The sequence below is a fragment of the Vibrio sp. PNB23_22_6 genome (assembly GCF_052877535.1).
In genome coordinates this window covers 1-11,642 of the sequence record NZ_JBNFXP010000043.1, presented here as the reverse complement: position 1 = coordinate 11,642, position 11,642 = coordinate 1, and the positions used below count along the sequence as shown (strand labels likewise).

Genomic DNA, 11,642 nt, shown 5'->3' with positions numbered 1-11,642 from the left:
CTGATAATAGATCCCGGATGCTCGCTTGAGCTCGTCCGGAATGACGCCGTTAGTTCAGTGCGAGTGTTTCCGTAAGCGCAGCGCTCGGTATTCTAGCTTTTGGGGAAGGGAGATATTCGTCATTCTGAATAGTGAGGGACGAAGGTGATTCAGAATCTACAGACCGAGTTTGATATCACTAAGGAGATATTCCGAAATTAAATAGTGCGCTGATAATAGATCCCGGATGCTCGCTTGAGCTCGTCCGGAATGACGCCGTTAGTTCAGTGCGAGTGTTTCCGTAAGCACAGCGCTCCGTATTCGGTATTCCAGTCACTTTCTCAAAAGGTAATGAAATCCACAAACTTCCAGCGCGCTCCCGCTAGGACCTAGGATCTAAAACCTAGGCCATAAAATTTAGGATCTTTAAAAAACAAAAAGGGAGCCGAAGCCCCCTTATCGATTTACTATTTTACTTCCGAACGGTTTGGTCTTTGTAACCAAGGATTACGTTCATCCGTTAATTCAATCAAGCTGTACTTACGCCCCAGCTTCTGGCCACCATCACGAGTGAGTGGTTGCCAAGAGAAGTTCGCACGGTTATTACTTGGTTTCACGGTCATGATGTCGAATGGGATCGAAATGTAGAAGCCTTTGGTAAAGCTACCCTCACCAAAGTCATCCGCAGACAAGTCGGAAATTGAGGCAAAAGCACCAGCAATAACACCACTCTTAAACTGCTTGGATACATTCACCTGAGTACCGACATCTCCAGCAAGGAACTGACCAACATCGACCTGAATCATCAAATCAGACAGGAACGCCCATTGTGGGTAGTAGTAACCCGATACAAAGCCAGTAAAGCCTTTGTCAATGACTTGGAAGTCTCTACCGTATTTAGGAATACTCTGCCACTTCTCATCGTAAACACCAAAGTAGCTTTCTGGGTCACGCTGAGAGATCAAGTTGACATCTGCACCAATTGCCCAGTTAGCGCCTTGAGGTCGGTATAAAAATTCCGTACCGACACCAGCAAACATGCTTTCCAAGTAACCCGCATAGAACTGTTGATCCATGGTATCCGAGTACTCTTGGAACCAAGTTAACTGCAAGTTCGACATCGTGACCGCATGTTCATTTTGATACGCGCGGAACATAGTACGTACGCGAGGGATCGTGGTGCCATCTGGCGGCGTCACGAAGTTAAACTTGTCGTAGTTGTTGTACCAATCCCAGTAGAGAGATCCACCAATCTCAAGGTTGTCTGTCAACCAGTAAGAAGCACTGCCACTTAAGCCCACACTGAACAAATAAAACTCTTCTGGGTTACCTAAGGTTTGAGCCAATTTCGGTGAAAAGCCCCAATCAAAACGCTCAAAACCATCGTAAGCGGGTTTGCCCTGAGGCTTATTGCTCGATGTAGATGTTGCATCTTCAATGGTTGGGTTGATGTAGTTCACCTCGGCAAAGTCACGGTACTTCTGTTTCGAGATCACCGTTTGATCGCCAATCAAGCCACGTGTCCGTTCATTGATGGTAAAGGTATCGACGCTATCGGGTACTTGGTTGTACAACACCGCTGCGGCTTTTTCGTGTGCTTCGTTGCGATCACGATACTTCTTCTGCTCACCGACAATCGAAACCGTGTCCTCTTCGACGTAGATTTGCGTGTTTTGGTAGCCAGCGATTTTATCGAGCTCTTCGGTAACGCGCTGCCAATCCACATCAGACAGTTGATCCGGTTGTTGATCGCCTACTTCAGGTGTTGGGGTATCTCGCCAGAACGATGGCATATCGTTGAAGTTGGTATAGAGGTTGACCCCCGTCACTAAGGTATCGCCACGCTCATAGCTGACGCGCAGATCCGCCATATGACCTAAACGATACAATACACCCACGTTCCAAGGCGTATGTGGTGTCATATCGATGCCGCCACGTTTAACCGGGAAATCTTCACTGTAATCGTTGCTGTCGTATTCGAGCTTAAAGCGCAGTGGCGCATGTAGGGTTTGGTATTCCACACCACCAAACAGCGCCGCAGGGCCTTTAAACCAGCGCTCAAAATCGACACTGCCGCCGGTACCTTTAAAATCAGAAGGACGATCGCAATACTTGTCTGATAATTTACAAGCGGGGTTACTGATGTTGTCACGGGTACCTAGGTAACCCCAGCCCATGCCTAGCGTAAAGTCGAAGGTGCCTACGTTCGGGTTAGAGTAGCGCTTGGTTGCCGCAACAAATTCGCCATCAAACAGGCCCGTACCGGCAAAATCGCGGATACCGACCGATAATTCTGGCAGGTATTGGGATTCTTCTAACAAGCGAATTTTAAAATCGATGCCTTTATCGGTGTATTTGGTGTCACCAGAAAAGCTTGGATCACTACTATAAAACAGGTCATTGACCATGGTGTAGCGCAAGGTGGTTTCTAGCCAAGGCATCACTTGCAGCGTGACATTGTAGAAAAGGTATTCATCACTGCCGGTTAAAGCAAAGTTGAATTCACCTTCTGGCGCCATGCGTCCGGTTGGCATTTGCATTAAGCCCACGCCGCCAAAGTCCATCTGTGATGGTTGCAAAGGTGGTGCTTCAAAAGGCATTTCTTGAGCCCAAACGAGTACCGGGCCCATTAAGGAGAGGGTTAAACTGGTTCTAATTAGCGTCATAGTGGCGTCTTCGAAGGCATTGGCTTAAGTTGAGTCAGTAGCTTGATGATATTTTGATCCATTTCTGATTCTTTTAGTGACTCGAAAGGGATGTACACCATGGTGAGTGGTGGCAAGTAATATTGCGTGTTTAGCCAAGCGCCATGGTGTGGTTGCACCACATTACCATCAGGGTAGATCAGCACAGGGGGCTGAGAAAGTTCACCGATTCGAGACGCTAAATTATCAAGCTGTTGTTGCATTGGAATGCCCGCTTGTGAACTGACCGCAAAGACATTGTCTAGATTGCCAAGATAGCGAACCTGCTCATCACGCGTCGCGGCTGCCAAGGACAATTTGCCACGCAGGAGTGGGTTATCAAATTTATCAAGGCGGACTTGGTCAATATCGACAGCAGACAACACTCGCGGTGCAAACGGTTGGTGCTGGATGAACGTATACAAAGGATGCGCGGCTAAGTTGTATTGAATCATCTGATTCAATACGGTGTTTTTTAGCGCCGTGGTCTCTTGCTTTGCGTGTTCTGACTCATCAAACAATGTGGTGCCGAGTGGGTATTGCAGCACCATTTGCTGCGCTTGTGCCAGTTTTAGCACGTCTTCTAAGCGCACCGGTTGCTCTGATTGCAATTGCTTGCCTGTGCCCAATAACTCCACCTGGAGTGAATCAAGGTTTTTTACTGATGATTGAGCGAAGCTTGTGCTAGCAAACAGGGATAGTGTTAAAAGGGCGGAAAGTCGTTTGCTCATGATTTGCTGTACCCTTGCAAAATGGTTAACTCAATCGGCACCATGTTTGGCCCAAGGTGTTGCAAGGTTTTGATGACTTGCCCTTGGTTATCGACCCAATAAACGTTGTCGACACTTTGTGATAAGGTCGGAAAGTGAACCGATTCACGGTAGACATCGGTCTGAGTGGTAGAGATTGGCGTATTGACCGGCTCTGTGCCTTGATAAGTGCGCGTAACCTTCGCTGGAAAACCGTAGCGGTATTGTTCACGCCAATCGTAAGAGAGAGGGTACTCGATTTGACTCGGTGTATAAGCCGGCACGTTGCCGTACACACCCGCTAAATTATTCTTCTGTAAGCCAATCGTTTTTACGATATGGCCGTTTTCTGTCACCACCATCGCCTTGTCTGCGCTGACCCATTTTAGTTGGGTTTTACCAGTTAAAGGGTTTTGCTCGGCAAAGGCGAGAACAACAAAGACTTGTTTTTGGTCGCCGATTTTTAAATAGGCGCTGGCGTAAGGAACGGCTTTAATTTCTTCTGCAGTGAGTTCTACATCGATGTAGTTACTGTAAGCTTCTTGTGCTGTTGCAGAAACATCGTTGAATTTTTGGGTACAACCGAAAATCAGGCTTAATGCGGGCAGGGCAACGAGCAGCTGCATCCACGTTCGTGGTCGAAAGGTAGTCATTATTCCCTCTTACAAATAAAATCGCCCTGAATTAATCAGGGCGATAAGCATCTATTTACTAAACTAAAATTATTTAGTTACAGAAGTAGAAGTAGAAGTAGAAGTAGAAGTAGAAGTAGAGTCGTTGTCTGACGCTGCTACTGCAATTACTGTTACTGCTGCTGCCGCACCGATTGCTACTGCTGTTGTACCTGATGCAGATGCTGCTGCTGTACCAGTTGTACCTGTTTCAGTTGCTGCGAACGCCGTTGATGCGCTTAGCGCCATAAGAATAGCTAGAGCTGTGTTTTTCATTATTAATCCTTGTATTTCTAATTTTAAAACATCGATGTTTGATGCACTTATGGTGCACCATTGATTATTTTAGTTAAAAAACAACCAGCATGTAAACAGTTTCTTATAAGGAACACAGGTTCTGGGGTTAAAAGAAAGGGCCTAGGAACTAATGTCACGGATTACGGATTACGCTTAAATTTTGTCTCTGAGCTATTAAGGAAAATACTTGTCATTCTGAACCGTGAGGTACGAACGTGATTCAGGATCTACTATCCGATTTTGCGGTAGTGAGATGGCTCTATTTGGTTGGGGAGCTTGCTGAGGTTAGATTCTTAGTCTCGCTTGAGCTCGCTAGAATGACGAACCTTCTCGGTTGAGAGCGCGTTAAAGTAACTGTCATTCTGAACCGTGAGGGACGAACGTGATTCAGAATCTACTGACCGAGTTTGATATCACTAAGGAGATATACCGAAACCAAACAGTGCGCTGATAATAGATCCCGGATGCTCGCTTAAGCTCGCCCGAAATGACGCCGTTAGTTCAGTGAGTGTTTTTCTGTAAGTGAAGCGCTCCGTGTACTGTATTCCAACCACTTTCTCAAAAAGCAATGGTATGCACAAACTCACATAGCGCTCCACCTAGGCCCCTAGGACCGAAATAATTACGGCCTAATATTTTTGAGCACCAAACCGCACAAATACTCCTCTCCAATCCGATACCCTTGCCGTTTTACGTCGATCCATGCATAATTTGCCAGTTTTTTGAGTTGGCATTAAAAACGATGTTTTATTACGTTTAGCGCTCGAAAATTGCACGAAATAAAAATAAATCAATAAAAAATAGACTCTTGCGAACAGTGGCTTACGCGTAATGCCGCAGGGCGGTAGCGTAGAAACGCCCAATGAATTAACTAGAAATTTGGCGCTTATGCAGAAACGCGTGGTGGCAAGTTAATACCCAGGGACCTCTTAAGTGATTAACAAACGACCATGGTTAGGTGTGTTGTGTGCAGCCAGTTTGGGCTTGTGCTCATTTTCTGCGTCTGCTGATTTTTATGCAGGCGCATTAGTTAGTTACTCTAACGCGGAATACCACCAATCTTCCTCTTCTCAAGTAACGCAACCTCTTGTTACTGAAGGTAGTCCTTTCCTTCTGCAAGCGCAAGTCGGTTACTTCTTCAATGATTATCTCGCTCTAGAAGCCCGTTATGGTACTTCTGTTCAACGAGACAGTGGCCTTGCCGTTGATAGCCTGGCAAGTGGCTTTATTAAGCTAAATATGCCGGTTGCAGAGCGCATCGCGATTTATGGGTTAGCGGGTTATTCTCGCGTTGAGATCGACAAACAAGGTGTTGGCTCACAAAACGATAAAGGCGTAAGTTTCGGTCTGGGCATGCACTATGCGCTTGATAAACACAATGCCGTCGTGTTTGAGTTTGTGGACAACGCCTCAGAAGATCAAGTACGCCTAAATGCCATCACTCTTGGCTTTCAGCACCGATTCTAAATAAAGACCTAGGCCCTAGGACCGACGGACTAGGATTTTTAACCCGATTTTCATAGCGAACTACCATGCTTAAAGGAACTCTCTCCATTGCCGTGTGCGCATTGGCAAGCTTGTTTGCCCCGCATTCCTTGGCGCAAAACCCAACCCCAGAACAAATCCAAATGTTTAAAAGCTTACCTGCCGATCAGCAACAAGCGTTGGCAAGTCAGTATGGTTTCTCACTCCCTTCTGGTGCTGCTTCATCGAGTCATTACGAAAACCCACAAGTTATCGAGCCTCGACCACCGCAGAATACGACAGCACAAAACGACCCGTTTAACTTGCAACCGCAGCAAGATGAAAAGCTGAAACGCTTTGGTTTGGATCTGTTTGCCGGCTCTCCTACCACCTTTGCACCAATCAGTGATGTGCCTGTGCCTGCCGATTATTCCGTAGGCGCGGGTGACGAGATTGTGATCCAGCTGTTTGGTAAGGAAAACACCACTCACCGTTTACGTGTAAATCGTGCTGGCCTTATCAACTTCCCAGCACTTGGCCCCGTTCAAGTCGCAGGCATGAGCTTCTCAGAAGTGCGTGACTCGCTGAACCAACGTGTCAAAGAGCAAATGATCGGCGTTCGCAGTGATATTTCCCTAGGTGAAATGCGCACGATGCAAGTGTTCGTGATGGGCGATGCTTACAAGCCGGGTTCTTACACTGTGAGTGCATTAACCACGATTTCTCAAGCGATCTACTACAGCGGCGGCTTTGGTGAAAGTGGTGCACTGCGTAATGTACAGCTAAAGCGTAACGGCCAAGTGATTCGTAAGCTGGATATGTACAACCTGCTGCTAAAAGGCGATGCACGTAACGATGTGCGTCTATTGCCGGGCGATGTGGTGTTCATTGGCCCTGTGGGTGACACGATTGCCATCGATGGTGAAGTGAATCGTCCTGCTATTTATGAAATCAAAGCGGGAGAGACCTACAAGCAAGCGATTCAAATGGCGGGTGGCTTTACGGCTAACGCCTACCGAGATCAAGTGGAAATCAAACGTTATGCTGCGAAGGGGGCTCGTGATGCACTGACGCTCGATTTTTCTCAAACCAACGCCCGATACACCAAAGTCAAAGACGGCGATGCCGTTAAGGTATTAAAGAAGAGTGAAGAGCTCACCCGTTACGTGCAAATCGAAGGTGATGTTCGTCACCCGGGCTTTATGGAATGGAAAGCGGGCCTGCGTATCGCAGACTTGTTTAAATCGGTGGATTCCTCTTTTAACTCGACCGCCGATGTGAATTACGCCGTTGCGGTGCGTGAAATCAACGCCCAGCGCGATGTTGAAGTATTTCAGGTTAACTTAGCTAAAGCGATTTTAGCGCCGAGCAGTAAAGATAACTTGCAACTGCAATCTCGTGACCGAGTGTTGGTATTTAACCGCTTTAATAACGAAGACTTAGACACACTCGCAGAGCAAGAGACGGTCACCAAAGCCAAAACCTTAGAGCAAGCGCAAGCGAAAGCGGAAATAGAGCAACAAAAAGAACAGCAAGTGATGAGCTCTTCTGTTGCTGTCACTTCGCCATTAAATGCTACTCCAGCGATCTCTAGCAGTGCTCAAGGTGTCTCTACCGGGGTAAACAATCCAGCGTTCGCTCTGGAGCAAGCGCAACAGCCTAAGATCATCTTCCGTGGTAAAGAGATCACTCAAGAAGATTTCGAAGCATTGAAGCAAAACACCCGTCGCACGCTATTAGCACCAGTACTGATGCAGTTGCAGCAACAGTCTCGACTAGGCTTAGCACCACAAATTGCAGAAGTCTTCGGTGAAGTAAAACACCCAGGTCGTTACCCGATTACCCCACGTATGACGGTATCAACACTGTTAGAAGCGGCTGGTGGCTTAACGTACAACGCGTTTACCCTCAATGCAGAACTTGCGCGCACGGTGATCAACAATGTAGACGAACGTGCCTTTATTGATGTTGAACGCATTGATCTACGCAAAGCCATTCAAGGTAGCGCTGTAGATGATGCGATCATTGTCGGCCGTGACCGTTTGAACATTCTTGAAAAGCCAAATGTGAAGCTGCAAAGTACGGTGACGCTACAAGGTGAAGTTGTTTTCCCGGGTACTTACACGGTACGTCAAGGTGAAACGTTAGGTGAGCTTCTTGAGCGTGCGGGTGGCTTAACCGAGTTTGCTCACCCACAAGGCGCGATCTTCACTCGTGAGGCGCTGCGCCTACAAGAGCAAAAGCTACTAAACCAATACGCCGCAGACATGCGAGCAGAAACCGCGAAGAAGACCTTCCGTGCCGACAGCAATATTGGCTCGGTGATTTCTGATCCGGATAAAACCCTCGCGTTTGTGGAAGAAGCAAGCCGCAGCCAAGCACTTGGCCGCATGGTGGTGCAGCTTAACCGCATTTTGAAAGACGAACGCTCTGCCGACTTTATGTTAGAAGATGGTGACTTCCTATTTGTTCCAACCTTCCGTAACACGGTATCCATTATGGGGGAAGTGCAGGTGCCAATCACTTACTTGCTAGATAATAAACTGGATGTGGATGATTACCTAAATAAAGCGGGCGGTGCGAAGAAGCAAGCGGACGAAGATCGCATCTTCGTTGTGCGCGCAGATGGCTCGGTTTACAAACCAACCTCTGGCTACTGGTTCGGTAACAACAATCAAGAACTTCAAGCAGGTGACACCATCGTCGTGCCAATCGACACCGATTACCGCGATGCGTTAAGCACCTGGACAGCGGCGACGCAGATCCTATACCAAACTGGTGTAGCGATTAACGCGTTGAAATAAAGGGAAAGAAGGTCCTAGGGAATAAAAAAATCCTAGGGCCTAGAATTTTGGGAATACGGGCTCTTGCACGTCATTCCAGCGAGCAGAAGCGAGACTAGGAATCTACTTGCAGCGAGTACTTAGTTAAGTAGGGAATACCGAGCGCTTCGCTTACCGAAACGCGCTCACTGAACCTAACAGCGTCATTCCGGACGAGCTCAGGCGAGCATCCGGAATCTATTATCAGCGCACTATTTGGTTTCGGTATATCACCTTAGTGCTATCAAGCTCTGTTTGTAGATTCTGAATCACGTTCGTTCCTCACTGTTCAGAATGACGAATATCGCTCTTTCCCAGAAGCAAGAATGCCGAGCGCTTTGCTTACGGAAACGCGCTCACTGAACCTAACAGCGTCATTCCGGACGAGCTCAGGCGAGCATCCGGGATCTATTATCAGCGCACTATTTGGTTTCGGTATATCACCTTAGTACTATCAAGCTCGATCAGTAGATTCTGAATCACGTTCGTTCCTCACTGTTCAGAATGACGAATATCTCCCTTTCCCAGAAGCAAGAATACAGAACGCTTCGCTTACTGAATACGGGAGACTAAAAACGTCATTCCAGCGAGCAAATGCGAGACTAGGAATCTACTTGCAGCGGGAACTTAGTTAAGTAGGGAATACAGAACGCTTTGCTTACGGAAACGCGTTCACTTAACCTAACAGCGTCATTCCGGACGAGCTCAGGCGAGCATCCGAAATCTATTATCAGCGCACTGTTTAATTTGAGTTTATCACCTTAGTGCTATCAAGCTCGATCAGTAGATTCTGAATCACGTTCGTTCCTCACTGTTCAGAATGACGAATATCGCTCTTTCCCAGAAGCAAGAATACCGAACGCTTCGCTTACGGAATACGGGCTCTTGCACGTCATTCCAGCGAGCAGAAGCGAGACTAGGAATCTACTTGCAGCGAGTACTTAGTTAAGTAGGGAATACAGAACGCTTCGCTTACGGAAACGCGCTCACTTAACCTAACAGCGTCATTCCGGACGAGCTCAGGCGAGCATCCGAAATCTATTATCAGCGCACTGTTTAATTTCAGTTTATCACCTTAGTGCTATCAAGCTCGATCAGTAGATTCTGAATCACGTTCGTTCCTCACGGTTCAGAATGATGAATATCGCTCTTTCCCAGAAGCAAGAATACAGAACGCTTCGCTTACTGAATACGGGCTCTGCACGTCATTCCAGCGAGCAAAGCGAGACTAGGAATCTACCTGCAGCGAGTAATCAGCTAAGTAGAAAATGCAGATCGTGATTGCAAAATACAAAATGTAGAAAACGATTTACATGACTTGTAGTAACAATAACATTCCGTAATCCGTAATCCGTAATCCGTAATCCGTAATCCGTAATCCGTAATCCGTAATCCGTAATCCGTAATCATTTTTATCGATCCTAGCCCCTAGGATCCTAGGACCTAAAACACCAATGGAACCACAAAAAGAACACCCACAACATTACCTACCGTATCCACCGCACGCCCAACAACCTGCGGACGACGAAATCGACTTACGCGAACTGTTCGGCGCATTGTGGAAGGGAAAGTGGATCATCATTGCGACCACATTTGTTTTTGCAGTCGGTGCAGTCTTATACGCACTTAGCTTGCCAAATATCTACAAATCCGATGCGCTACTTGCACCTGCAGAAAGCTCAAGTGGTGGCGGTTTATCAAAAATGGCCGGCCAACTTGGCGGGCTAGCTGCGCTGGCTGGGGTAAACCTTGGTGGCGGAGAATCTTCTCAAACTGACCTCGCGGTACAAGTGATGAAATCGCGCCAGTTTGTGGAGGCCTTTATTAATAAGCACGACTTGCTGGTGCCTTTAATGGCGGCAAAAGATTGGGATTTAGCAAATAACAAACTCATCTTAGATGAAGATCTTTATAACCCAAATACAGGTGAGTGGTTGCGAGAACCTAATGGACTACGTGGTGCAACACCAACCGCGCAAGAAGCGATTGAAGTATTCAGTAAAGACGTCTTGAGCGTTAATCAAGACAAAGAAAGCGGCTTGTATACGGTCTCAGTCAAAAACTACTCTCCTTATATCGCTCAGCAATGGGTCAATTGGCTGATTGAAGATATCAACAAAGTAATGCGTGAACGTACGATTGCGGAAACCTCGCAAAACTTAGCTTACCTGAACACTCAACTACAAAAGACTGCCGTGGCGGACATGCAAAGCACGTTTTACAAATTGATTGAAGAGCAAACTAAGAGTCTGATGCTGGCCGAAGTACAAGAAGAATTTATTTTCAAGATAGTCGACCCCGCAGTGGTACCTGAGCTCAAAGACGGGCCGAAACGCGCACTGATTTGTGTGCTAGGCACATTACTTGGTGGAATGCTAGGTGTAGCGATTGTGTTAGTACGCTTTGCGTTTCGAAAAGAAGATGCAAAGAACTTAGAACTTAGAACTTAGGCTTTTAGCGTTACCTATTAATGATACGCTTGCTAAGCTTATCAATCTTATCTTCTCTTCTCACTACTTCAGCATTACTTTGCTTGAACGATGAAAGACCGCCATGAGATTACAGAAAGCGAAGTCGTTGCTATTGATAGGTAAGATTCTTCGAGGCACTTACAACAAAGATAGATTGAATAGCCACCGACTTGATAGACACCTTTTAGTTAGACAAAATGACTAATAGAGAGGTGCTTATGAGCAGCAAAAGATATCCAGAAGAATTTAAAATTGAAGCAGTCAAACAAGTGACTGAAAAAGGTCATAGCGTGGCTGATGTTGCTGCGCGACTAGGAACAACGAGCCATAGTTTGTATGCGTGGGTTAAACGCTACGGTCCCAACTCTTCACAATACCAAGCTCAATCTGATGAAAGTGCTGAAATTCGTCGACTTAAAAAGGAATTACAGCGGGTAACAGAAGAGCGAGACATACTAAAAAAAGCCGCGGTGTACTTCGCAAGCCAGTCCGACTGAGGTATGCC

The 11,642-nt window shown here is 46.7% G+C and carries 7 protein-coding genes and 1 pseudogene; 4 read left to right on the top strand and 4 right to left on the bottom strand.

Going from position 1 to position 11,642, the window contains the following annotated elements:
• Positions 1 to 446: 446 nt before the first annotated feature.
• The 4 genes from ACVA54_RS19165 to ACVA54_RS19150 form a co-directional block, all read right to left on the bottom strand.
• On the bottom strand, positions 447 to 2,645 hold the full coding sequence (locus ACVA54_RS19165; RefSeq protein ID WP_446649868.1) for a YjbH domain-containing protein: 2,199 nt from the start codon (positions 2,643 to 2,645) through the stop codon (positions 447 to 449).
• Entirely contained in the window at positions 2,642 to 3,394 is a 753-nt protein-coding gene (locus ACVA54_RS19160; protein ID WP_446649867.1) for a capsule biosynthesis GfcC family protein, read from the bottom strand. Before ACVA54_RS19160 ends, ACVA54_RS19165 begins: the two co-directional genes overlap by 4 nt.
• The gene (locus ACVA54_RS19155) at positions 3,391 to 4,065 is read right to left on the bottom strand and encodes a YjbF family lipoprotein (RefSeq protein WP_119464720.1); all 675 of its coding nucleotides are present in this window, start codon (positions 4,063 to 4,065) and stop codon (positions 3,391 to 3,393) included. The genes ACVA54_RS19160 and ACVA54_RS19155 overlap by 4 nt, the downstream gene beginning before the upstream one ends.
• 69 nt (positions 4,066 to 4,134) lie before the next feature.
• Positions 4,135 to 4,359, bottom strand: coding sequence for a hypothetical protein (locus ACVA54_RS19150; RefSeq protein WP_446649866.1), 225 nt, complete (start codon positions 4,357 to 4,359; stop codon positions 4,135 to 4,137).
• Positions 4,360 to 5,313: 954 nt separating this feature from the next.
• On the opposite strand from ACVA54_RS19150, the gene ACVA54_RS19145 reads away from it, so the two are divergent.
• From ACVA54_RS19145 to ACVA54_RS19130, 4 genes and pseudogenes are all read left to right on the top strand, one after another.
• The gene (locus tag ACVA54_RS19145) at positions 5,314 to 5,847 is read left to right on the top strand and encodes a porin family protein (RefSeq protein ID WP_446643699.1); all 534 of its coding nucleotides are present in this window, start codon (positions 5,314 to 5,316) and stop codon (positions 5,845 to 5,847) included.
• 65 nt (positions 5,848 to 5,912) lie between these two features.
• Positions 5,913 to 8,648 carry an SLBB domain-containing protein gene (locus ACVA54_RS19140; protein ID WP_446649865.1) on the top strand — a complete coding sequence of 912 codons (2,736 nt, stop codon included), beginning with the start codon at positions 5,913 to 5,915 and terminating at the stop codon, positions 8,646 to 8,648.
• A 1,472-nt stretch (positions 8,649 to 10,120) separates the two neighbouring features.
• On the top strand, positions 10,121 to 11,116 hold the full coding sequence (locus tag ACVA54_RS19135; RefSeq protein ID WP_446649864.1) for a Wzz/FepE/Etk N-terminal domain-containing protein: 996 nt from the start codon (positions 10,121 to 10,123) through the stop codon (positions 11,114 to 11,116).
• A gap of 239 nt (positions 11,117 to 11,355) precedes the next feature.
• Positions 11,356 to 11,642, top strand: a pseudogene (locus ACVA54_RS19130) (transposase); the annotation flags it as partial.

Excerpts from the sequence above, each read along its gene's own strand:
- ACVA54_RS19165 (WP_446649868.1), bottom strand. The coding sequence starts at position 2,645 with ATGACGCTAATTAGAACCAGTTTAACCCTCTCCTTAATGGGCCCGGTA.
- ACVA54_RS19160 (WP_446649867.1), bottom strand. The coding sequence starts at position 3,394 with ATGAGCAAACGACTTTCCGCCCTTTTAACACTATCCCTGTTTGCTAGC.
- ACVA54_RS19155 (WP_119464720.1), bottom strand. The coding sequence starts at position 4,065 with ATGACTACCTTTCGACCACGAACGTGGATGCAGCTGCTCGTTGCCCTG.
- ACVA54_RS19150 (WP_446649866.1), bottom strand. The coding sequence starts at position 4,359 with ATGAAAAACACAGCTCTAGCTATTCTTATGGCGCTAAGCGCATCAACG.
- ACVA54_RS19140 (WP_446649865.1), top strand. The coding sequence starts at position 5,913 with ATGCTTAAAGGAACTCTCTCCATTGCCGTGTGCGCATTGGCAAGCTTG.
- ACVA54_RS19135 (WP_446649864.1), top strand. The coding sequence starts at position 10,121 with ATGGAACCACAAAAAGAACACCCACAACATTACCTACCGTATCCACCG.